Here is a 20,343-nt window from a genome sequence, read left to right as displayed (position 1 = left end):
GCCATGACAATGCAGTGATGGAGAACTTCTTTGGCATCCTCAAAAGCGAGATGTTTCATCGAACGAAATTCAGCAGCGTCGACCAGTTACAGCTCGCGATCACAAGCTACATCGAATACTATAATTGCAAGCGCATTAAATCGAGGCTGAAGGGCCTGAGTCCTGTGAAGTACAGGATTCGGTACGCGATCAGCTAGTTATCCTCGCTGTCCAACATTTGGGTGGCACTTCAGACCTGACCCCGCCTTTGACGCAAGTGCGTCCGCATACCGGTCCCCAGGTACGACAGGCTAGTGAGGCGCGTCCGGTTTCAGGTGCTTCAGCACGTACTGCGTCATGCTGTCCGCCAGCTCGTGCTCGCCCAGGAACACCTTGCCGGCGTGCTCGCTGCGCAGCAAATCCGCCTCGCCTTCGCTGTGGCTGCGCACGACGATCCCGATCGACGGATTGAGCGCGCGCGCCGTCTCGATCATCGCCCGCACCCGGAACGTGTCCGGCGTCGCCACCACCATCATCGCCGCGCGCGCGATGTGCGCCTGGATCAGCACCGCCGGCTCGCCGGCATCGCCCGCCACCGCCGGCACGCCTTGCTTGCGCAGCTCCTCGACCATCTCGCGGTTCTGCTCCGCGACAACGTAATGCACCCCGCGCTCGGCCAGGTCGCGCGCGATGCGCTTGCCGACGCGGCCATATCCGACCAGCACCACCTGCCCGCTCAATTTCGCGTGGTCGGTCGACACCGGCAGCAGCGCCAGCGGATCTTCGCTGCGCTCCATTCGGCGCGCCAGCTCCGACTTCGAGCGGATCCACTTCTGCAGCGGTTCGACCGCCTTGAACAGCAGCGGGTTGACCGCGATCGAGATGATGGCGCCGGCCAGGATCAGGCTCTGGCCCTCGGCCGGCATCAGCTTCAGTTGCATGCCCATGCCGGCCAGGATGAACGAAAACTCGCCGATCTGCGCGAGGCTGGCCGACACCGTCAGCGCGGTGTTCAGCGGATAGCGCAGCAGCAGCACCAGCACGAATGCGGCGATCGACTTGCCGAAGATGATGACGCCGACCACCGCCAGCACCTTCATCGGGCTTTGCACGATCACCATCGGGTCGAACAGCATCCCGACCGAGACGAAGAACAGCACCGAGAACGCATCGCGCAGCGGCAGCGATTCCTCGGCGGCGCGGTGGCTCAGCTCCGATTCGCGCAGCACCATGCCGGCGAAGAAGGCGCCCAGCGCGAACGACACGCCGAAAATCTCGGACGAGCCGTAGGCGATGCCGACGGCGGCGGCGATCACGCACAGAGTGAACATCTCGCGCGAGCCGGTCTTGGCGACGCGCCACAGCAGCCAGGGGAAAAGCTTGCGGCCGACGATCAGCATGAAGGCGACGAAGGCGGCGACCTGGCCGAAGGTGATGGCCAGCGTCTGCCATAGGGGACGGGTGCTGTCGGCGCCGACGCCGCCGAGCGGGCCCGCGATCGCCGGCAGCAGCACCAGCACCAGCACCGTGACCAGGTCTTCGACCACCAGCCAGCCGACCGCGATGCGGCCGTTGAGCGAATCGAGGATGCCGCGGTCTTCCAGCGCGCGCAGCAGCACCACTGTGCTGGCCACCGACAGCGCGATGCCGAACACCAGCCCGCCGCCCAGGCTCCAGCCCCACCAGCGCGCCAGGCTGATGCCCATCAAGGTGGCGACGACAATCTGCAGGACCGCTCCCGGCAGCGCGATCTTGCGCACGTCCATCAGGTCCTTGATCGAGAAATGCAGGCCGACGCCGAACATCAGCAGCATCACGCCGATTTCGGCGAGCTGGCCGGACAGCGCGACGTCGGCCACGAAGCCGGGCGTGGCGGGACCGATCAGGATGCCGGCGGCCAGATAGCCGACCAGTGCCGGCAGGCGCAGGCGCAAGGCCAGCATGCCGAACAGGAGTCCAAAGCCGAGGGCGGCCGCAAAGGTGGTGATCAGGCTGAGGTTGTGGTGCATCTGCGCGGGGTTCCTCCAGAGAAAGATTGTTGACTACTCAAGTAATTTTACAGGCGATTACTTCACTGCGTGCACCTTGGCTATAATTCAACATTCCAAAAATCAATAAGACCGCCATGGCAGACCAGGAAATCGCGAAACATACCAAGCAGATGTGGGGCATCATGAACGCAGGCGAGCACGGCGCGTGGCACAAGGCGCGCGAGATGCTTCTGGAAATCTTCATCATCGTGTTCGCGGTCAGCATCAGCATCTGGTTCCATTCCATCGCCGAGCACCGCCACGAACAGGCCAAGGTGAAGAGCTTCCTGCTCGGGCTGAAGCGCGACATCCAGGCCGACAACGACCAGATCGACGGCGTGCTGGCCTTTCACCACGCGTCCGACACGCGCTACGCCTACCTCGCTTCGCTCGATCCCAACCAAGCGCCCGACCGCGACAAGTTCAACGCCGCCTACGCCTTGTTGAACTCGAACAACTTCCTCGTCCCGCGGCTGGCCCGCTACGAGGGCTTCAAGTCTAGCGGCAAGCTGATCAACGTCGAGGACGAAGCGCTGCTGGAGAAAATCGTCACTTACTATGAATATTCGATTCCGAAGGCGCACATGTCCTGGGGCGGCTGGAGCGGCAACCACCGCGCACTGCAGGCATACACGGAAGATAAACTCGGCGAAGACGACAGCCTGAGCGCGCGCTACAAGGCGATCACTTCGCCCAAGGGCAAGCGGCTGGCCGAACGGATGGTGACGTTCCCCCAGTTGTACGAACGCCACGAGGGCCTGCTCAAGGCTGGCAAGGAAATCATCGCGGACATCGACAGGATGTATCCCTGACCGCAAGGTGGGGACAGGTCCGCGGGACCAGTCCCCACAATTCGATTTTCCACACAACGCTTGACAATGCTGCGCCGCGTCACGTACATTGGATCCATGCCTTCCACTTTGCACCTGCTAATTTCCCTACCGCTAGCGACCCTGTCGCTACTAGCTGCACGCGCCTGAAAACCGCAGTGCGCCGCCCGGCTCTCCGCCGGCGATGTTGTAAAACCCCAGGAAAGTTTCAGATGTGCCCTAGCCTCCACTTCGCAACGTTCGCAGTCCGCTCTCAGCCAGCCCTGGCCTGCGGTTCGCGCGCGCTCGCCCTGCTACTGCTACTGCTACCGATCGGTTGCCTGGCCTAGCGTAACGTGGCCGCCCGGCAGCCTCTCCGCCACAGCGTCCACCCAATTACGTTTTCAGGAGCAGCACCATGATGATTCAGAACCCGGCAGCCAAATACCGTCCCTTCCCCGCAGTGAACCTCGTCGACCGCACCTGGCCGAACAAGACCATCACGCAGCCGCCGATCTGGATGAGCACCGATCTGCGCGACGGCAACCAGGCGCTGATCGAGCCGATGAGCCCCGAGAAAAAGCTGCGCTTCTTCGAGATGCTGGTGAAGATCGGCCTGAAGGAAATCGAAGTCGGCTTTCCGTCCGCCTCGCAGACCGACTTCGATTTCGTGCGCAAGCTGATCGACGAAGACCGCATCCCGGACGACGTGACCATCATCGTGCTGACCCAGTCGCGCGACGAACTGATTCGCCGCACGGTGGAATCGGCGGCCGGCGCGAAGCGCGCCATCGTCCACCTCTACAACTCGGTGGCGCCGGTATTCCGCAAGGTCGTCTTCAACATGACGCGCGAAGAGATCACCCAGATCGCCGTCACCGGCACGCAGCTGGTGAAGGACCTGGTCGCGCAGCATCCGCAGACCGAATGGGGCTTCGAGTATTCGCCGGAGTCGTTCTCCACTACCGAGCTCGATTTTTCGCGCGACATCTGCAACGCGGTCAGCGCCGTGTGGCAGCCGACGCCGGCGCGCAAGATGATCTTCAACCTGCCGTCGACGGTCGAATGCAGCACCCCGAACGTGTACGCGGACCAGATCGAATGGATGTCGCGCAACCTCGCGCGGCGCGAATCGATCATCATCAGCGTCCACCCGCACAACGACCGCGGCACCGCGATCGCCTCGGCCGAACTGGCGGTGATGGCCGGCGCCGACCGCGTCGAAGGCTGCCTGTTCGGCAATGGCGAACGCACCGGCAACGTCGACCTGGTCACCCTCGCGATGAACCTCTACACGCAGGGCGTGCACCCGGGCCTCGACTTCTCCGACATCGACGCCGTGCGCCAGGTAGTCGAGGAATGCAACCAGCTGCCGGTCCATCCGCGCCACCCGTATGCCGGCGACCTGGTATTCACCGCGTTCTCCGGTTCGCACCAGGACGCGATCAAGAAGGGCTTCGCGCAGCAGAAGCCGGACGCGATCTGGGAGGTGCCGTATTTGCCGATCGACCCGGCCGACCTTGGCCGCAGCTACGACGCGGTGATCCGCGTGAACAGCCAGTCCGGCAAGGGCGGCATGGCGTATTTGCTCGAACAGGAGTTCGGCGTGCAGCTGCCGCGCCGCTTGCAGATCGAGTTTTCGCGCGCCGTGCAGAAAGTGGCCGACGCCAGCGGTCGTGAGATCGCCGCGGCCGAAATCCACGAGATCTTCTGCCGCGAGTATTTCGACCAGGTGACGCCGTATGCGTATGGCGCGCACAAGATGGTGGAGGACAGCAGCAGCGACGAGCCGGTGCAGATCGACATCGCGCTCACGCACCGCCAGGCCAGCATGGCGCTGCAGGGCGGCGGCAACGGACCGATCGACGCCTTCGTCAACGCGCTCGGCCTCGACATCAAGCTGATGGACTATCACGAGCACTCGATGGGCTCGGGCGCGAATGCGCGTGCGGCGTGCTACGTCGAGCTGCGGCTGGCGAACGGTCCGACCATGTTCGGCGCGGGCATCGACAGCAACATCGTCACCGCCTCGTTCAAGGCGGTGCTGAGCGCGGTGAACCGCCAGCTTGCGGTGATCGACAGCCAGGTGGAGGCCGAAGCGTAAGCAAGGAAGATAGGGTCAGGTCCGCGGGACCTGACCCCGAATTTGCGACCGCCTTCTCTGTTTACCGCAACGCCGCGCAGTCCACAGATTTCATCGCACGCGTCACTGTGACAGTCCCCGACGCCGCCAGCTGGTCGAACGCGATCTGCTCCAGCGCCCGGATCTGATCCGGCATCACGCCAAGCTCGATGCCCGCGCATTCATTCGCCCCCAGCGAGCGCGGATCGACGCCGGTCACGCCGCCGAAGATCGTCAGCGCCTCAAGGTAGTAGCCGTAAATACTCCCGTGATAATGATCGTCGCCCCACAGGTCGACCTTGCCCGCGTCGATGCCGTCATACGGATTCGCATCGGCGAAACCAACCTTGATCGCCCTGCTCCACGCTTCGCCCACCGGAATGACGCTCGCGCCACGCACGCCGCCGGCCGCCTTGTCGTACGCCGCCCGCACATCGTTCGCCATCGCGTCGATCGGCTTGCCATACCAGTGCCCGGCCTTGTCGTAGGTCTGGTCGGCGCGCGACCACGTCGCCACCAGCTTCACGTTCACGTCCCGATTGGCCTTGCGCACCAGCGCGGCCATGCGCTTGACCGAACTGGCGAGCACCGTACCGTCGCCCGGACGCTTCTCGTCGAGCGTGCTGTAACTTTGCAGGACCACGGTCTGCCAGCGCTTCGCCCCCAGCTCCGGCAGCTTGTGCTTGAGGTGCCAGTCGATCCCGGCGCCCGGCTGCGTTTCGAGGTAGACGTCGTAGTCCAGCCCCGCCTGCGCGGTGAACAGCTTGAACAGCGCCGGCACGCCGCCGGTCCCGTTGCGATTGAGGTCGGTGACGAACTTCGACTTGAACGTCATGACAGGCGTGCCGGCCGCGAAGGTGAAGCTGTTGCCAACGAAGAGAATGTTCTCGGCGAACGCGGGTGCCGCCGACAGGCAGCCCGCCACGCCCAGCGGAATCAATAATTTGCGGATCATCTGAACTGCATCGGCCATCGGCGCATCCTTTCAAGACAGGCGCCGATCATGGAATCGCGGTGAAAAAAAGTCAAGCCGGGTACAATCGAACCCAATCAAAAACAGGCAAGGCAGCGCATGCAAGCGATCATCTCAGTGAAGCAGCTATCGAAGGTGTACGAGTCCGGCCACCAGGCGCTCAAGTCGGTTGACCTGGAGATCCGCCGCGGCGAAATCTTCGCCCTGCTCGGCCCGAACGGCGCCGGCAAGACCACCCTGATCAACACCATCTGCGGCATCGTCAATCCGAGCAGCGGCACCATCCTGGCCGACGGCCACGATGTCGTTACAGACTACCGCGCCGCGCGCGCCAAGATCGGCCTGGTGCCGCAGGAGCTGGCGACCGACGCCTTCGAAAGCGTGCGCGCCACGGTCAGCCTGTCGCGCGGGATCTTCGGCAAGCCGCCCAATCCCGCCCACATCGAAAAGCTGCTGCGCCAATTGTCGCTGTGGGACAAGCGCGACGCCCGCATCATGACGCTCTCGGGCGGCATGAAGCGGCGGGTGATGATTGCCAAAGCGCTGTCGCACGAACCGCAGATCCTGTTCCTCGACGAGCCCACCGCCGGCGTCGACGTGGTGCTGCGGCGCGACATGTGGGACATGGTGCGCGGCCTGCGCGACCAGGGAGTGACCATCATCCTGACCACCCACTACATCGAGGAAGCCGAGGAAATGGCCGACCGCATCGGCGTGATCCGCAACGGCGAGATCATCCTGGTCGAAGACAAGGCGGCGCTGATGCACAAGCTGGGCAAGAAGCAGCTGACCCTGCACCTGCAACGCCCGCTGGCCGAGATTCCCGCGGCGCTGGCCGGCCAGGCGCTGGCGCTGTCGGCCGACGGCAATGAGCTGGTCTACACCTTCGACGCGCAAAGCGAGCAGACCGGCATTGCGGAACTGTTCCGCAAGCTGGAATCGCACGGCATCGACTTCAAGGACCTGCAGTCGAACCAAAGCTCGCTCGAAGACATCTTCGTCAACCTGGTGGAGGCGCACGCATGAATATCTACGCAATCCGCGCGCTGTACCAGTTCGAGATGGCGCGCACCTGGCGCACGCTCATGCAAAGCATCGCCTCGCCGGTCATCTCGACGTCGCTGTACTTCGTCGTGTTCGGCGCCGCGATCGGCTCGCGCATGGTGGAAGTGGACGGCGTGCGTTACGGCGCCTTCATCGTGCCGGGCCTGATCATGATGTCGCTGATGACGCAAAGCGTGGCCAACGCCTCCTTCGGTATTTACATGCCGAAGTTCTCGGGCACGATTTACGAGATTCTGTCGGCGCCGATCTCCGCGCTGGAGATCGTGCTGGGCTATGTGGGCGCGGCCGCCAGCAAATCGGTGATACTCGGCGTGCTGATCCTGATCACGGCGCGCTGCTTCGTCGACTTCGAAATCGTCCATCCGGTCTGGATGATGGTGTTCATGGTGCTCACGGCGATCGCCTTCAGCCTGCTCGGCTTCATCATCGGCATCTGGGCCGACGGATTCGAGAAGGTGCAGATCGTGCCGATGCTGGTCATTACGCCGCTGTCGTTTTTGGGCGGAAGCTTTTACTCGATGAGCATGCTGCCGCCGTTCTGGCAGAAGGTGGCGCTGTTCAATCCCGTGGTGTACTTGATCTGCGGCTTCCGCTGGAGTTTTTACGGCGTGTCGGATGTGAGCGTGGCGCTGAGCGCGGCGATGGGAGTCGGCCTGCTTGCCGTGTGCATGGCCGCGATCTGGTGGATCTTCAAGACCGGCTACAAGCTGCGCGCTTGACTTAGGCACGCGCTGCTGCCCAGGGTCTGGGGGTCAGGTCCGTCGGACCTGACCCAGGTTTTGTCGTCGCCGCGAATATGTTCGGAATAAAAAAAAGCTCGCCGAAGCGAGCTCTATTCCAATGTATTACCAATGCTTTAATCAAGTCTCGAGCGCCCATGCTATCTGCGTGGTGCGCCGGTGTGTAAATCGACCAACGTATCCGGAATTACAAACCCGTCCTTTTGCGACTGTCTACGAATCGCAGCATTACACATGCCGCTATCGAGGCGCAGAGCCCGGGGTGTCGTGCCCAGTTCGCAAGCGGACCGAATCACAACAAAACGAAGTGTAGCACAGATTTTGTGCGTCGCAGCAAATTATTTCGTTTTCGGGGTCTGGTCGAGCGCTCACCTTCCCCCATTTTTCAGTTCAACTAGCTCTCTCAGCAATGGGTTGACCTAGGCCAATTTTCGTTCAGCAAGGACGGGCGAGAATCGTTCAGGCTTACGATTCACAACGTCCCCTTTCCACCCCTTCGGAGAACGTAATGGCTATCGTCTACTCGAAAGTTCTGGAACTGCAGAATACGAAAAAGGTCGGCACCAAAGAATGCGTCGCGCTTGTTCAGCACTACTCGCCCGCAGTCGGCCCTTCATCTGGCTGGAAAGAGGGAGAAGCGGTTTTCGGAAACAAGGATATCGCAGCGGGGACTGCCATCGCCACCTTCGTCAACGGTCGCTATCCCAGTTTGAAACATGGCTACCACGCCGCCTACTTCTTGTCGCAAGCGGTCGATGGCTTTTGGGTCATGGACCAGTGGCGCGATGACGCAAAAAAGCCGCTGATTTCGAAAAGATTAATTCGAACCAAGGGAAAAACTCCCCTGGCGAATGGCACGTGGCCCCAGGGCGGCGATAATGCGTATGCCTATTCAATCATTGAGAGATAAAGATATGCGCCGCTTTCCAGCTCGTTGCCTGACCGCCGCAACAATTCTCTTATCCACCTCGGTAGCAGCCGATGAGTACCTCGTCTCATGTCCGCTCTCGATCGAGTCTGACGCGGTGCAGGTAATTAAGGCTCCGACCGAATGGAGTTTCGCGGCGCAGGGCCCCTTCTGGCTGCACTCGGCGGGCCCGATGGATGGTCCGCCGTCGGATCTCGCGGTGTTGAAAGAAGCCGCCAAAACGCAGCGGATCGGAAAGGCTACAGTGACAAGGTGGGACTTATCCGGCACGTTCGCTAGTGGCAAGTGGATGGCTTGTAATTATGGTTATTCTAACGAGTTCGTTCTGTCCAAGAAGCTGGATGCCCGGACGTCCGAATGTATCGTTTCGAGCACTGCCAAGGATACGGGAAAGGTCGAGATCGAAATTCGCTGCCGGCGTTGAGCATAAAATGGTGTCAGGTCCGCAGGACCAGAAACCGAAAAAAGGAAAACCATGGCCGACGCAATACTCGACTCCGTTGTGACTTGCCCCCATTGCGGGGTGAGCAAATCCGAAACCATGCCGACCGACGCCTGCCAGTTCTACTACGAGTGCAGCGCGTGCGCCGCGCTGCTGCGGCCGAAAGCCGGCGACTGCTGCGTGTTCTGCTCCTACGGCACCGTCAAGTGCCCGCCGATCCAGCTTCAGCGCGGCTGCTGCGGCTAATTTACGCCGGCGGCCGCGTCACCATCGGCTTGGGTTCTTCGTTCTCGCCGTCGCGCCCCACCCGCTCGTACTCTGAAATCACCTGCGCCCCCATCAGCAGCAGGGTCGCGCCTATCTCCAGCGAGAACATCACCACGATCGCGGTCGTCATCGAGCCGTACACCACGTTCACCTGCGACAGCGTGGTGAAGTACCATACCAGCACGTGCCGCGCGACTTCCCACAGCAGCGCCGCGGTCACGCCGCCAATCAGCGCGTGCCGCAGCGACAGGCGCCCGACCGGCATCACCAGGTAGATCGAGGTCAGCACCAGGATCTCGCCGCCCAGCCCGAGCAGGTACAGCATCGCGCCCGACACGCCCTTCAGCGACCAGGTGGTGCCGAACAGGCGCACACTCTCCTGCCCCATCACCTGCAGCGATCCGGCTACCAGCGTGACGAGCATCACCCCGGCGCCCAGCGCGATGATGTAGCAGTAAGGAAGAATCGCCGACACCAGGAAGTGCCGGCGCCGGATCGCCACCCTGTGGATGAAGATCACGCTCATCGCGTTCTCCAGCACCGTGAATGCGAGCGAACTGAAAAACACCATCGTCGCGCCCAGCACCCAGGTGATCAACTCGCGGTTCTCGAGGAAGTGCGCGATCTCCTTGGCGATCGAGTCGGACTGGCTCGGCACCAGCCATTCGAGATAGCGCTTGAGCGTGAGCAGCAGTTCGGACTGGTCGATGAAGTGCGACAGGATCACCACCACCAGCATCAGGAACGGCACGATCGACAGCAATGCGTAGTAGGCGACGGCGCCGGCCAGCAGCAGGCCCTGGTTGGCGCGGAACCCCTTCAGCACCTGCAGGGTGAAGGCGAGCGGATGGGCGAGTATGTAGGCGTTGGCGCGGCGGTTGAGGATATGGAGGTCGATGTGCGGCAGATGGACGGTCATTGTTATTTGGCGAGCCTGATTCCGGTGAACTGCCAGCGTGCGCCGGCGGGGAAGAAGTTGCGGTAGGTCGGGCGCGAATGGCCTTGCGGCGTCGCGCTCGATGAACCGCGCAGCACATACTGGTTCAGCATGAACTTGCCATTGTATTCCCCCAGCGCGCCGGGGGCCGTCGCGTAGCCCGGGTACGGTGCGTAGCTGCTGCTGGTCCACTGCCAGCAATGGCCGAACATCTGGCGCAGCGCGCCGCTGTCGCGCTCGGCCAGCTCCCACTCGAATTCGGTCGGCAGCCGCGCGCCCGCCCAGTTGGCGTAGGCGTCCGCCTCGAACAGCGACACGCTGGTGACCGGCCGCGCCAAGTCCAGCGGCCCCAGTCCGTGCAGGGTGAATTCGCACCACCGGCCGGCTTCGTCGCGCTGCCAGTACATCGGCTGCGCCAGCGCCAGCGCGCCTACCTGGTCCCAGCCTTCGGACAGCCACAGCGACGCATCGCGGTAGCCGCCGGCGTCGATGAAGGCGAGGTATTCGCCATTCGTCACCAGCCGGTCGGCCAGCGCGAACGGCTCGACGAACTGGCGATGGCGCGGCAGCTCGTTGTCGAAACAGAAGCCGTCGCCTTCATGGCCGATCTGCATCACGCCGCCGGCGAAGTCGACAAAGCGCAGCGGCGTCGCATCAGCCGGCGCCGGAGTGTCGGTGGTGTATGCCGGGTTGAGCGCGTTCTGCGCCAGCAGGTGCTGCACGTCGGTGAGGATCAGTTCCTGGTGCTGCTGCTCGTGCTGCAGCCCGAGTTCGATCAGCGCCGCCAGCCGCGGGTTGTCGGCCTGCGTCGCCAGCAGGCGCCCGATCCGCTCGTCGACCTCGGCGCGGTAGGCGCGCACTTCGGCCATCGAGGGCCGCGTCAGCAAGCCGCGCTTCGCGCGCGGATGGCGGTCGCCGATGCCGTTGTAGTAAGAGTTGAACAGGAAGCGGAAGGCGGGATGAAACGGCTGGAAGCGCTGTTCCATCGCTTCGAGGATGAAGGTCTCAAAAAACCAGGTGGTGTGCGCCAGGTGCCACTTGACGGGGCTGGCGTCCGGCATCGATTGCGCGCCGCAGTCTTCGTCCGACAGCGGCGCGGCCAGCGCCAGCGATCGTTTGCGCACGCTCTCGAAGCGCTGGCGGCAAATGAAATCGTCGGACGGCTTCATGATTCAGGTCGCGATGGCGCGCGCGTGGATGACGGCGAACCAGCCCGCCGGATCGGTCCAGACGTTGGTCGCCTGGAAGCCTGCCTGTTCGAGCAGCCCGACCGCGGCGCTCTGCCTGTACTTATAACTGTTCTCGGTGTGGATCCGCTCGCCGGCGCGGAACGGGCGCTGGCCGCCGTGCCAGTGCACGGTCAGGTCTTCGCGCGCTTCGAGGTGCATCTCGATGCGGCTCTCGGCCGCATTGAATTTGCCGCTGTGCCGCCACTGGCGCACGTCGAAGTCGGCGCCCGCCAGCCGGTTCACGTGACGCAGCATGTTCAGGTTGAAGGCCGCGGTGACGCCGAGCGCGTCGTCGTAGGCCGCGTCCAGCGTGGCGCTGTCCTTGACGAGGTCGATCCCGATCAGCAGGGCGCCGTCGTCGTCGCACTGGTCGCGCAGGCGCCGCAGGAAGGCGCCCGCCTCGATCGGCGTGAAATTGCCGATCGAGGAACCCGGGTAGAAGAACAGGCGCTTCTCGCGCCGCACCACGCCGGGCAGCTCGAGCGCATTGGAAAAGTCCAGTCCCAGCGCGGTCATTTCGATGTGCGGGAAGCGCTGGTGCAGCCGCTCGAGCGCGTCGCGCACGAAGTCGGCCGAGATGTCGATCGCCACGTACTGGGCCGGGTGCAGCAGCGGGAACAGGCTGGCGGCCTTGGCGCAGTTGCCGGCGCCGAGGTCGATCAGGGTGCGGCCCGGGCCGGCCGCGCGCGCGATTTCGACGCCGTGGCGCGCGAAGATCGACGCCTCGGTGCGGGTCGGGTAGTACTCGGGCAGCTCGCAGATCGCTTCGAACAGGCGCGAGCCCAGCGCGTCGTACAGGAATTTGGGCGAGATCGTTGGCTCGCTGGCGCGCAGCCCCGCATCGAGTTCGGCCAGCACCGCGGCGCTGGCGTGGGGGCGATTCGATTCGGTCGGTGAAGACGTCGGCATAGGTTTATCATTCGCACCACAGCGGCGCAGTAATCGTGCAGGCTGAATAAGATGTCACTGTTTTTGTTATGATATCTGAATATCCCGATTGTCAGCATCGTGTCGATTCGAAACGGATCGCGCCAACATCGGCTGACTCCACTCAACTTCCCGACAGAAAGGGCTTATGAGCCGCTTTTCCGCCATCCGCACCCTGAAGTTCATCCTCGGCGCGACCGCCGCCGGCCTGATGTTCGCCGCCGCCCACGCGGCCGCGCAGAACACGCCCGGCGTGCTGAAAGTGTCGGCGATCCCGGACGAGAACCCGACCGAACTGCAGCGCAAGTTCAAGCCGCTGGGCGACTACCTCGCCAGGAAGACCGGCCTGAAGGTCGAGTTCACGCCGGTGACGGATTACGCGGCGTCGGTCGAAGGCCTGATCAACAAGAAGATCGACATGGTCTGGTTCGGCGGCTTCACTTTCGTGCAGGCCAACGCGCGCAGCAAGGGCATGGTCACGCCGCTGGTGCAGCGCGAGGAAGACGAGAAATTCCGCTCGGTGTTCGTCACCACTAACAAAGACATCAACAAGCTCGAAGACCTGAAGGGCAAGACGCTGTCGTTCGGTTCGGAGTCGTCCACCTCGGGCCACCTGATGCCGCGTTCCTACCTGCTGGCCGCGAAGATCAATCCGGACACCGACCTGAAACGCATCGCGTTCTCCGGCGCGCATGACGCCACCGTGGCCTCGGTTGCCGGCGGCAAGGTCGATGCGGGCGCGCTGAACATCTCGGTGTGGGAAAAGCTGGTCGCCGAGAAGAAGGTCGACCCAGCGGCGGTGCGCGTGTTTTACACCACGCCCGGCTACTACGACTACAACTGGAGCGTGCGCTCGGACATGAACCCGGCGCTGAAGAAGAAAATCACCGACGCCTTCCTCGCGCTGGACAAGTCCACGCCTGAAGGCAAAGAGATTCTCGAGCTGCAGCGCGCGACGAAATTCATCCCGACCAGGGTCGAGAACTATAAAGCGATCGAAGCGGCTGCCCACAACGCGGGCCTGCTGAAGTAATTGCGATGACCTACCTGCTCGACAAGCTGACAGTGCGCCACCTGGGAAGCCCGAGTGGCGCCGCCGCGCTGCACGACATCGATTTGCGTGTCGCGCAGGGCGAGCAGCTGGCGGTGATCGGGCCGTCGGGCGCGGGCAAGACGACTTTGCTGGCGACGCTCGCCTGCGCGCAGAAGCCGTCCGGCGGCATATTCCGAGCGTTCGGCGAGGATCCGTGGGCGCTGCCGGAAGAACAGCGTCATCGCCTGCGCGCGCGCCTGTGCCTGGCGCCGCAGACGCCGCCGCTGCCGCCGCGCCAGCGCGTGGTGACCGCGGTGCTGGCCGCGCGCCTGCCGCAATGGAGCTTGTGGCGCGCCCTCGCCTCGCTGGTCAGGCCGGCCGATCCGGAAGCCGCTTACGGCGCGCTGCAGCGCTTCGGCCTGGGCGACAAGCTGTATGCGCGCGTCGACCGGCTGTCGGGCGGCGAGCGCCAGCGCTGCGGCCTGGCGCGATTGCTGCTGTCGTCGGCGCACACCTTCTTGGTCGACGAGCCGCTGTCGGCGCTCGACCCGGCACTGTCGCAGCTGACGCTGTCGACGCTGCAGCAGGAAGCGGCGACCCGTAACGCCACGCTTATATGCAGCCTGCACCAGGTGGACATCGCGCGCTCCAATTTCGCCCGCATCGTCGGCCTGCGCGACGGCCGCATCGTGTTCGACGCGCCGCGCGAACAGGTGACCGACGCGATGATTGCCGCGCTGTACCAGAACGAATCGATGACGCCGCCGCCCCCGGTGCATCACGAAACGCCCGAACGCCTTGCCGTCGGCGCCTGCTTCTAATTCCATGGCCATCGACTCACGCATGCCGGCCGATCCGGCCTGGCGCACGCGTGTCACCGCCGGCGCAGTGTTCCTCGCGCTTCTGTGGCCCGCGCTGGTGTTCAGCGAATTCAAGCCGTGGATGCTGTTCGACATGCAGAGCCTCACCGCGGCCGGCCGCTTCCTGGCCGGCTTCCTGGAGCCGGCGCACTCGCTCGAATTCCTCCGGATGGTGCTGCAGCAGACCTGGATCACCGTCGCAATCGCCACTGCCGGCCTGACGCTCGCGCTGCTGGGCGCCATTCCCGCCACGCTGATCGTCACCGAGCGGCTGTCGATCTCGCGCCTGGGCACCGGGCGCATGCGCTTCTCGTCGAAGCTGCTGCGCCAGTGCGTGCGCTGGATCCTGGTGCTGCTGCGCAGCGTGCCCGAGCTGGTATGGGCGCTGCTGTTCGTGCGCGTGGTCGGCCTCGGCCCCACCGCAGGCGTGCTGGCGATCGCCCTCACTTATTGCGGCATGCTGGGCAAGGTGTACGCCGAAATCCTCGAGTCGTCCGACGCGCACGCGACCGACATCCTGCTGGCCAACGGCGCCGGCCGCCTGCCGGCGCTGTTGTATGGCGCGCTGCCGGAATCGGCCTCGGAACTGGTGTCGTACACCGTCTATCGCTGGGAGTGCGCGATTCGCGGCTCCGCGGTGATGGGTTTTGTGGGCGCCGGCGGCCTCGGCCAGCGCATGGATGAATCGACCCGCATGATGGCCGGCGGCGAAGTATCGACCATGCTGATCGTGTTCGTGCTGCTGGTCGCGCTGGCCGACCTGGTGTCGAAGACGCTGCGCAGGAGGCTCGGATGATGCCGGCTCCACCGCCGCGGTCGGCGTCGACCTGGCTGCTGATGCTGGCCCTGGTCGCGCTGGTCGTCGCAAGCTTCGCGTCGCTGCCGCTGCAGTTCCCGGCCTTCTTCAGCGCCGAGGCGGCAGAGACCACCGCCGAATTCATGCGCGGCTTTGCGCCGCCCGAACTGGCCGTGCCGTTCCTGATGAAGTGCCTGAACGCGACCGCCGAGACGCTGTCGATGTCGGCGCTCGGCACCCTGCTCGCGGTATTCGGCGGCCTCGCGCTGGCCTTGCCGGCCGCGGGACGCTTCGGCCGCGTGCCGCGCGCCGCCACCCGCAGCATCTTGAATATCCTGCGCTCGATCCCGGAACTGGTGTGGGCTTCGCTGCTGCTGGTCGCCGCCGGCCTGGGGCCGTTTGCCGGCACGCTGGCGCTGGCGGCGCACACCAGCGGCGTACTGGGGCGCCTGTTCGCCGACGCGCTGGAAAACGCCGAGCCGCTGCCGCACCAGACCCTGCTCACCAACGGCGCCGCGCCGATGGCGGCCTTCTTCTATGCGACCTTGCCGCAAACGCTGCCGCAGATGCTGTCGTACACCCTCTATCGGTGGGAGAACAACATCCGCGCCGCCGCGGTGCTTGGCGTGGTCGGCGCGGGCGGGCTGGGTCAGATGCTGAAGTACCACCTGTCGCTGTTCCAGATGCCGAGCGCTGCCACGGTGATCGTCTGCATGCTGCTGCTGGTGGCGATGGTCGACGCCATCAGCTTCGCGCTGCGGCGCACCCTGACGCGCTGACCGCCATGCTCGAACTGCGCGCCATCTCCAAATCCTACGGCGGGCGCCGCGTGCTCGATGGCGTATCGCACCACTTTCAGGCCGGTGAATTCGTCGCCATCATGGGCGAATCGGGCGTCGGCAAATCCACCTTGCTGAATTTGATCGCCGGACTCGATGTCCTGGACGGCGGCGATGTGATCGTCGACGGCCAGCCGATGTCCGCGCTGGACGACGACGCGGCCACCCGCTTGCGCCGCGCGCGCATGGGATTTATCTTCCAGGCTTTTCACGTGTTGCCGCATCTCACGCTGGAGCAAAACGTCGCGCTGCCGCTGCTGCTCAATCGAATGCCGGTCGCGCGCGCGGGCGACATGCTGGCCGCGGTGGGCCTGGCCGGGCGCGGCGCCGACTTTCCGCGCCAGCTGTCGGGCGGCGAAATGCAGCGCGTGGCGATCGCGCGCGCCCTGGCGCATCGTCCGGCCTTGGTTCTGGCCGACGAGCCTACCGGCAATCTCGATCCCGACACCGCGGCCAGCGTACTCGCGCTTTTACGCGCCGAAATCAAGGCCAGCGGGGCCAGCGCCATCATGGTGACCCACTCGCTGGCGGCGGCCAAAGAAGCAGACAAAATACTCATATTGTCACCATCCGGCCTGAGCTTGTCGCCAAAACACATCTAAATTGCAATTTTCCCGCGATATTCTCAAGCAATACTGCCAAAACGTTACGTCCGTAGTATTATCACAACTGACCCTATCTGCATAAATTATCTCCAATTGTCACGGATGGGTTGCTATAATTACACAATCGATTAGCCCGCAACCACGCGCACATTGTGGAGGACAAAATGAACGTACGGCAGAAGAAACAGGAAATGATCGAGGCGATGAATCGCGCCCGGGCGCTCGAGCCTTCGAGCTTTGTGCCGAACAAGCTCCTCGATACCCTGATTGAAAAACTCAATCTGAAGAACGACGCGGAGTTGTGCCGTGTGCTGGAGGTGCAGCCGCCGATCGTGAGCAAGATCCGGCATCGCAAGCTGGCCGTTGGCGCGACCATCTTGCTGCGCATGCACGAGAAGTCGGACATGAGCATCCGCGACCTCAAAGAGCTCGCGAACACGTCGATGCACTGAACAATGGGGTCAGGTCCGCCGGACCTGACCCCGAACTGGTCGTTCAGGCTTTTTTAGGCCGGCCGGTTTTCAACTGCGGCAGGCTGCCCAGGACATTTTGCAGCGTCGCCATGTCCATCTGGCTGATCAGCGCCACGCCGATCCGCAGCAACTCACTTTTCTTGATCTCGAATCCCGCCTTCAGGCAAGCCTTCTTCACCAGGCCGAGCTGTTCGTATTCGTGCTCGGGCATCGTGAAGCTGTCGCGCACCAGGCGCGTCTTGCGCGCTTTTTCGCGCACCGCCTCCGGCGCAGCAGCCTTTGCGACTTTCTTGACGGGCGCCTTCTTCACCGCCGGCTTTGGCGCCACGCTCTTCGCGACAGGCCTCGCCGCCGGCTTTGCGGCCGGCTTCGCGGCCGCTTTTGCCGCCGGTTTTTTCGCCGCGGCCCTGACGGCAGGCTTGGCAGCCGCGGTAGTTGTTGTTTTTCTTGCGGCAGCTGGCTTGCGCATCGTTCGCTCCTGTAATTAATTATTTATATAATATAGTCGATTATGCAGTTTCTTGCATAATTCGAGTCTCCTCAGGCGCTGGTTTTCACGCTGAAGTCGACGCCGACCTCGTCCCACCACTCCTGTTCCTTCTCGATCCAGTACGACACGGTCGGATGGTGCGCCACCCAGCCCTTCCTGATCTCGAGTTCGATCTTGTTCTTCATGCGCAGTTTGAGTTCGCTGAAATCGGCCTCGATGCGCGCGTGCATCAGCAGGATCGCCAGGCGCAGCGCCAGCACCGCCTTGGCGAAATCGGGCTCGGCCAGCGCATCGCCGATCTTGCGCAGGTTGCCCTTCTGCGCCACCATCAGCCTGGCCATCGCCTTCTGCTCGCGCGCGGTGAAGCCCGGCAGGTCGGCGTTTTCGATCATGTAGGCGGCGTGCTTGTGGTAGCCGGTCTGCGACACCACCATCCCCATTTCGTGAAGCTGCGCGCTCCAGGCCAGCAGCTTGACGTAGGTGTCGGCGCCCGGCTTGAGTTGCGCGTACAGCGCGGCCGATTCGAGCGCCACGCGGCTGGCGCGCGCCGGATCGCAGTGGAATTTAGCGGCCAGCATGCGCACCGACTCCTCGCGCCGGTCGCGGTGCATCGAGCGCGCGTACAGGTCCCACATCACGCCCATGCGCAAGCCCGCCTCGACCGGCGTCAGCACTTCGATGTCGAGTTCGACGAACAGCGCGATCAGGATCGCCAGCCCGCCGACGATGGTGCTGGCGCGGTCCGGTCGCAGCCCCTGCAGGTCGATTTTGGCGACCGTGCCGAAGGCGATGAAGCGGCGCTTGAGCGCGTCCAGCGAGGCCGGCGTCACGCGGCCGTCGCCGATCTTGTTGCGCTCGATGATCTCGGCGATCGCGCGGATCGTGCCGGACGAGCCGTAGGCGTTGCGCCAATTCTCGCGGTGGTAAGGCGGCGCGCCGTCCTCGAAGTGGCTGCGCGCAGACAGGATCGCCGCCTCGAACGAGCCGGCGTCGATGATCCCGCCGGTGAAGAAGGACAGGCTTTGCTTGACGGTGCCGACGCTGAACGATTCGACCCGCTCGATGTCGAGCCCGCGCCCGAGTATCAGCTCGGTCGAGCCGCCGCCGATGTCGAGCACCAGGCGCCGCTCGCCCGGCGTGGCGAGCGCATTGGCCACGCCCATGTAGATCAGGCGGCCCTCTTCTTCGCCGGAGATGATTTCGATCGGGTAGCCGATGGCTTTTTCGGCGGCCGGCAGGAAGGTCGCGGCGTTGTGCGCCAGGCGCAGCGCGGCGGTGCCGACCACGCGCACGGCCTCGAGCCGGTAGCCGGAAAGGGCGGCGCGGAAGGTGTGCAGGCAAGCCAGCGCCGACTGCATCGCCGCTTCGGTCAGGTTGTTGGATTTGTCGATGCCCGCGCCCAGGCGGATCGGCTCGCGCATGCTCTTGACGACGCGGATCGCCTCCCCGTCATGCTTGCCGATGTGAAGGCGAAAGCTGTTGGAACCCAAATCGACGGCAGCATACATACCAGCTTCTTCCTCATACGGTGTCATGGCGGCTCCAGCGCTGAAAATCGTACCACAATAGCGCTGTTGCATGACACGCGGATGACCGAGGCCGTCGTACCAGCGAAGGCTGGTACGACGGGCGGGGTTACACCGTGGCTGCCGGCTCGGCCTGCACGACGCAGTTGCGCCCGCCCTGCTTGGCCGCCTGCAGCGCATCGTCGGCGCGCTTGAACAGGCTGGTGGTGGTGTCCTCGGCGCGCAGCGTGGTGACGCCGAAGCTGGCGGTCAGCCGGATCAGCGCGCGCTCGCTCTTGACCGGCGCCGCTTCGATCGCCGCGCGCATGCGCTCGGCCACCAGCATCGCTTCGGCCAGGCCGGTGCGCGGCAGCAGGATGGCAAATTCGACGCCGATCAGGCGTCCCAGTTGGTCGCTGTCGCGCAGCTGCCGCTTGCACACGTCGACCACCGCGCGCAGCGCCGTGTCGCCGGCAGCGTGTCCATAGCCGTCGTTGACGCGCTTGAACTGGTCGAGGTCGAACAGCACCAGCGCGGTCGGCGCGCCAGGCCGGCGCGCCAACGCCAGGAACGGCGCCAGCGCCATGAAGAAGCCGCGCCGGTTCGGCACCTCGGTGTGGGCGTCCGTCACGGACAGCCGGTCGAGTTCATGCTGGACCTGCTCGCGCGCCAGCAGCAGGAAGCCGAAGCCGTTCAGCAGCATCAGCAAGTAGAACGCGGCCGACGACCAGATCTGCAGGAAGCCGTTGCTGATCCATCCCCAGCCGCCCGGCATGGTCAGCACCATCACGCCGCGCGCGGCCACCAGCAGCGCCAGCAAGGTGCTGGCGATCGCGAGAAAGCGGCGCAGCATGGTCGCGGTGCGCCAGCCCAGCGCAAATGCGCAGGCGCCCGACAGGTAGAGCGCGCCCAGCACCAGCGAGCCGGCCACCGCGCGCAGTCCGGCCGGATCGATGATGTAGGCGGCGGCGAATCCCCCGATCGACAGCACCAGCGCGACCAGCGTGATGCGGCGCCATTGCGTGCGGCCGGCCGACTCCCACAGCGCACCGCCCTCGAGCGCGACGCCGGCAAACAGCGCCGCGTAGCCGACCGGGATCGCGATCGCGTCGGCGACCACGCCGCTGGCGCGCAGGTACAGCAGCAGCCAGGCCGCGGCCTGGATCTGCTTCGACAGCGCCCACGTCGACAGCGAGGCCGACTTGGAGCGTCCGTGCTCGAAGAAGAACAGCGCGGCGCACAGGGTCAGGTTGCCCAGTGCGAGTGCGAACAGCATGGTGGCGATGTCCATGGG

The 20,343-nt window shown here is 64.3% G+C and carries 22 protein-coding genes; 14 read left to right on the top strand and 8 right to left on the bottom strand.

The annotated features are described in order from the left end of the window. Positions 1 to 197 (top strand): IS3 family transposase (locus AC1D02_RS16900; protein WP_477318928.1); only part of this gene is annotated, 197 nt, incomplete at its 5' end. Between the two features lie 93 nt (positions 198 to 290). Here the strand turns inward: AC1D02_RS16900 and AC1D02_RS16895 are convergent. Further along, positions 291 to 1,988, bottom strand: a complete 1,698-nt coding sequence (locus AC1D02_RS16895; protein WP_477318926.1) for a cation:proton antiporter domain-containing protein — start codon at positions 1,986 to 1,988, stop codon at positions 291 to 293. Between the two features lie 116 nt (positions 1,989 to 2,104). On the opposite strand from AC1D02_RS16895, the gene AC1D02_RS16890 reads away from it, so the two are divergent. Together AC1D02_RS16890 and leuA are read left to right on the top strand one after the other, a co-directional pair. Further along, positions 2,105 to 2,821, top strand: a complete 717-nt coding sequence (locus tag AC1D02_RS16890; protein WP_477318924.1) for a hypothetical protein — start codon at positions 2,105 to 2,107, stop codon at positions 2,819 to 2,821. Positions 2,822 to 3,236: 415 nt separating this feature from the next. Continuing rightward, positions 3,237 to 4,922 (top strand): 2-isopropylmalate synthase, encoded by a 1,686-nt coding sequence (leuA, locus tag AC1D02_RS16885; protein ID WP_477318922.1) that lies wholly within the window; start codon positions 3,237 to 3,239, stop codon positions 4,920 to 4,922. 61 nt (positions 4,923 to 4,983) lie between these two features. Here leuA and AC1D02_RS16880 read toward each other — a convergent pair whose 3' ends face one another. After that, positions 4,984 to 5,913 (bottom strand): PEP-CTERM sorting domain-containing protein, encoded by a 930-nt coding sequence (locus tag AC1D02_RS16880; RefSeq protein ID WP_477318920.1) that lies wholly within the window; start codon positions 5,911 to 5,913, stop codon positions 4,984 to 4,986. A 99-nt stretch (positions 5,914 to 6,012) separates the two neighbouring features. Between AC1D02_RS16880 and AC1D02_RS16875 the strand changes: the two genes are divergently transcribed. The 5 genes from AC1D02_RS16875 to AC1D02_RS16855 all read left to right on the top strand — a co-directional run bounded on the left by AC1D02_RS16875 (position 6,013) and on the right by AC1D02_RS16855 (position 9,334). Then, a complete protein-coding gene (locus AC1D02_RS16875; RefSeq protein WP_477318918.1) occupies positions 6,013 to 6,939 on the top strand; it encodes an ABC transporter ATP-binding protein in 927 nt (308 codons plus the stop codon). Beyond that, on the top strand, positions 6,936 to 7,697 hold the full coding sequence (locus AC1D02_RS16870; RefSeq protein WP_477318916.1) for an ABC transporter permease: 762 nt from the start codon (positions 6,936 to 6,938) through the stop codon (positions 7,695 to 7,697). Before AC1D02_RS16875 ends, AC1D02_RS16870 begins: the two co-directional genes overlap by 4 nt. A gap of 529 nt (positions 7,698 to 8,226) precedes the next feature. Then, positions 8,227 to 8,628 (top strand): BPSL0067 family protein, encoded by a 402-nt coding sequence (locus tag AC1D02_RS16865; protein ID WP_477318914.1) that lies wholly within the window; start codon positions 8,227 to 8,229, stop codon positions 8,626 to 8,628. Continuing rightward, positions 8,597 to 9,070 carry an STY0301 family protein gene (locus tag AC1D02_RS16860; protein WP_477318912.1) on the top strand — a complete coding sequence of 158 codons (474 nt, stop codon included), beginning with the start codon at positions 8,597 to 8,599 and terminating at the stop codon, positions 9,068 to 9,070. The genes AC1D02_RS16865 and AC1D02_RS16860 overlap by 32 nt, the downstream gene beginning before the upstream one ends. 51 nt (positions 9,071 to 9,121) lie before the next feature. After that, the gene (locus AC1D02_RS16855; protein WP_477318910.1) at positions 9,122 to 9,334 is read left to right on the top strand and encodes a GDCCVxC domain-containing (seleno)protein; all 213 of its coding nucleotides are present in this window, start codon (positions 9,122 to 9,124) and stop codon (positions 9,332 to 9,334) included. Between the two features lies 1 nt (position 9,335). On the opposite strand, the gene AC1D02_RS16850 is transcribed toward AC1D02_RS16855, so the two are convergent. Genes AC1D02_RS16850 through egtD form a run of 3 tightly spaced genes read right to left on the bottom strand, consistent with a single transcriptional unit; the run spans position 9,336 to position 12,430 of the window. Then, positions 9,336 to 10,274, bottom strand: coding sequence for a YihY/virulence factor BrkB family protein (locus AC1D02_RS16850; protein WP_477318908.1), 939 nt, complete (start codon positions 10,272 to 10,274; stop codon positions 9,336 to 9,338). A 2-nt stretch (positions 10,275 to 10,276) separates the two neighbouring features. Continuing rightward, the gene (gene egtB / locus AC1D02_RS16845; RefSeq protein WP_477318906.1) at positions 10,277 to 11,461 is read right to left on the bottom strand and encodes an ergothioneine biosynthesis protein EgtB; all 1,185 of its coding nucleotides are present in this window, start codon (positions 11,459 to 11,461) and stop codon (positions 10,277 to 10,279) included. 3 nt (positions 11,462 to 11,464) lie between these two features. Next, on the bottom strand, positions 11,465 to 12,430 hold the full coding sequence (gene egtD / locus AC1D02_RS16840; RefSeq protein WP_477318904.1) for an L-histidine N(alpha)-methyltransferase: 966 nt from the start codon (positions 12,428 to 12,430) through the stop codon (positions 11,465 to 11,467). Between the two features lie 166 nt (positions 12,431 to 12,596). Here egtD and AC1D02_RS16835 point away from each other — a divergent pair, with 166 nt between their 5' ends. From AC1D02_RS16835 to AC1D02_RS16810, 6 genes are all read left to right on the top strand, one after another. Beyond that, the gene (locus tag AC1D02_RS16835; RefSeq protein WP_477318902.1) at positions 12,597 to 13,481 is read left to right on the top strand and encodes a putative selenate ABC transporter substrate-binding protein; all 885 of its coding nucleotides are present in this window, start codon (positions 12,597 to 12,599) and stop codon (positions 13,479 to 13,481) included. Between the two features lie 5 nt (positions 13,482 to 13,486). Then, entirely contained in the window at positions 13,487 to 14,302 is an 816-nt protein-coding gene (locus AC1D02_RS16830; protein ID WP_477318900.1) for a phosphonate ABC transporter ATP-binding protein, read from the top strand. A 4-nt stretch (positions 14,303 to 14,306) separates the two neighbouring features. Then, complete coding sequence (locus AC1D02_RS16825) at positions 14,307 to 15,137, top strand: PhnE/PtxC family ABC transporter permease (protein WP_477318898.1); 831 nt, start codon at positions 14,307 to 14,309, stop codon at positions 15,135 to 15,137. Then, positions 15,134 to 15,916, top strand: a complete 783-nt coding sequence (gene phnE / locus AC1D02_RS16820; protein WP_477318896.1) for a phosphonate ABC transporter, permease protein PhnE — start codon at positions 15,134 to 15,136, stop codon at positions 15,914 to 15,916. The genes AC1D02_RS16825 and phnE overlap by 4 nt, the downstream gene beginning before the upstream one ends. Before the next feature lie 5 nt (positions 15,917 to 15,921). Then, positions 15,922 to 16,578, top strand: coding sequence for an ABC transporter ATP-binding protein (locus AC1D02_RS16815; protein ID WP_477318894.1), 657 nt, complete (start codon positions 15,922 to 15,924; stop codon positions 16,576 to 16,578). 167 nt (positions 16,579 to 16,745) lie between these two features. Then, positions 16,746 to 17,033 carry a hypothetical protein gene (locus AC1D02_RS16810; protein ID WP_477318892.1) on the top strand — a complete coding sequence of 96 codons (288 nt, stop codon included), beginning with the start codon at positions 16,746 to 16,748 and terminating at the stop codon, positions 17,031 to 17,033. Positions 17,034 to 17,076: 43 nt separating this feature from the next. Here AC1D02_RS16810 and AC1D02_RS16805 read toward each other — a convergent pair whose 3' ends face one another. The 3 genes from AC1D02_RS16805 to AC1D02_RS16795 all read right to left on the bottom strand — a co-directional run bounded on the left by AC1D02_RS16805 (position 17,077) and on the right by AC1D02_RS16795 (position 20,340). After that, positions 17,077 to 17,523: a hypothetical protein gene (locus AC1D02_RS16805; RefSeq protein ID WP_477318890.1), complete on the bottom strand. Its 447-nt coding sequence runs from the start codon at positions 17,521 to 17,523 to the stop codon at positions 17,077 to 17,079. Positions 17,524 to 17,594: 71 nt separating this feature from the next. Continuing rightward, on the bottom strand, positions 17,595 to 19,052 hold the full coding sequence (locus tag AC1D02_RS16800) for a Ppx/GppA phosphatase family protein (protein ID WP_477318954.1): 1,458 nt from the start codon (positions 19,050 to 19,052) through the stop codon (positions 17,595 to 17,597). A gap of 127 nt (positions 19,053 to 19,179) precedes the next feature. Next, positions 19,180 to 20,340 carry a GGDEF domain-containing protein gene (locus tag AC1D02_RS16795; protein ID WP_477318888.1) on the bottom strand — a complete coding sequence of 387 codons (1,161 nt, stop codon included), beginning with the start codon at positions 20,338 to 20,340 and terminating at the stop codon, positions 19,180 to 19,182. Positions 20,341 to 20,343: the final 3 nt, after the last annotated feature.

The sequence above is a fragment of the Massilia sp. P1_C10 genome (assembly GCF_056406475.1).
The sequence above is the reverse complement of the archived record's forward strand: the minus strand, read 5'-3'. Positions and strand labels throughout refer to the sequence as shown.

Coding starts and splice junctions, on each gene's coding strand:
- AC1D02_RS16870 (WP_477318916.1), top strand. CDS start 6,936: ATGAATATCTACGCAATCCGCGCGCTGTACCAGTTCGAGATGGCGCGC.
- AC1D02_RS16890 (WP_477318924.1), top strand. CDS start 2,105: ATGGCAGACCAGGAAATCGCGAAACATACCAAGCAGATGTGGGGCATC.
- AC1D02_RS16825 (WP_477318898.1), top strand. CDS start 14,307: ATGGCCATCGACTCACGCATGCCGGCCGATCCGGCCTGGCGCACGCGT.
- leuA (WP_477318922.1), top strand. CDS start 3,237: ATGATGATTCAGAACCCGGCAGCCAAATACCGTCCCTTCCCCGCAGTG.
- AC1D02_RS16895 (WP_477318926.1), bottom strand. CDS start 1,988: ATGCACCACAACCTCAGCCTGATCACCACCTTTGCGGCCGCCCTCGGC.
- phnE (WP_477318896.1), top strand. CDS start 15,134: ATGATGCCGGCTCCACCGCCGCGGTCGGCGTCGACCTGGCTGCTGATG.
- AC1D02_RS16815 (WP_477318894.1), top strand. CDS start 15,922: ATGCTCGAACTGCGCGCCATCTCCAAATCCTACGGCGGGCGCCGCGTG.
- AC1D02_RS16810 (WP_477318892.1), top strand. CDS start 16,746: ATGAACGTACGGCAGAAGAAACAGGAAATGATCGAGGCGATGAATCGC.
- AC1D02_RS16800 (WP_477318954.1), bottom strand. CDS start 19,052: ATGTATGCTGCCGTCGATTTGGGTTCCAACAGCTTTCGCCTTCACATC.
- AC1D02_RS16865 (WP_477318914.1), top strand. CDS start 8,227: ATGGCTATCGTCTACTCGAAAGTTCTGGAACTGCAGAATACGAAAAAG.
- AC1D02_RS16835 (WP_477318902.1), top strand. CDS start 12,597: ATGAGCCGCTTTTCCGCCATCCGCACCCTGAAGTTCATCCTCGGCGCG.
- AC1D02_RS16850 (WP_477318908.1), bottom strand. CDS start 10,274: ATGACCGTCCATCTGCCGCACATCGACCTCCATATCCTCAACCGCCGC.
- egtD (WP_477318904.1), bottom strand. CDS start 12,430: ATGCCGACGTCTTCACCGACCGAATCGAATCGCCCCCACGCCAGCGCC.
- AC1D02_RS16875 (WP_477318918.1), top strand. CDS start 6,013: ATGCAAGCGATCATCTCAGTGAAGCAGCTATCGAAGGTGTACGAGTCC.
- AC1D02_RS16860 (WP_477318912.1), top strand. CDS start 8,597: ATGCGTATGCCTATTCAATCATTGAGAGATAAAGATATGCGCCGCTTT.
- AC1D02_RS16880 (WP_477318920.1), bottom strand. CDS start 5,913: ATGGCCGATGCAGTTCAGATGATCCGCAAATTATTGATTCCGCTGGGC.
- egtB (WP_477318906.1), bottom strand. CDS start 11,461: ATGAAGCCGTCCGACGATTTCATTTGCCGCCAGCGCTTCGAGAGCGTG.
- AC1D02_RS16830 (WP_477318900.1), top strand. CDS start 13,487: ATGACCTACCTGCTCGACAAGCTGACAGTGCGCCACCTGGGAAGCCCG.
- AC1D02_RS16805 (WP_477318890.1), bottom strand. CDS start 17,523: ATGCGCAAGCCAGCTGCCGCAAGAAAAACAACAACTACCGCGGCTGCC.
- AC1D02_RS16855 (WP_477318910.1), top strand. CDS start 9,122: ATGGCCGACGCAATACTCGACTCCGTTGTGACTTGCCCCCATTGCGGG.
- AC1D02_RS16795 (WP_477318888.1), bottom strand. CDS start 20,340: ATGGACATCGCCACCATGCTGTTCGCACTCGCACTGGGCAACCTGACC.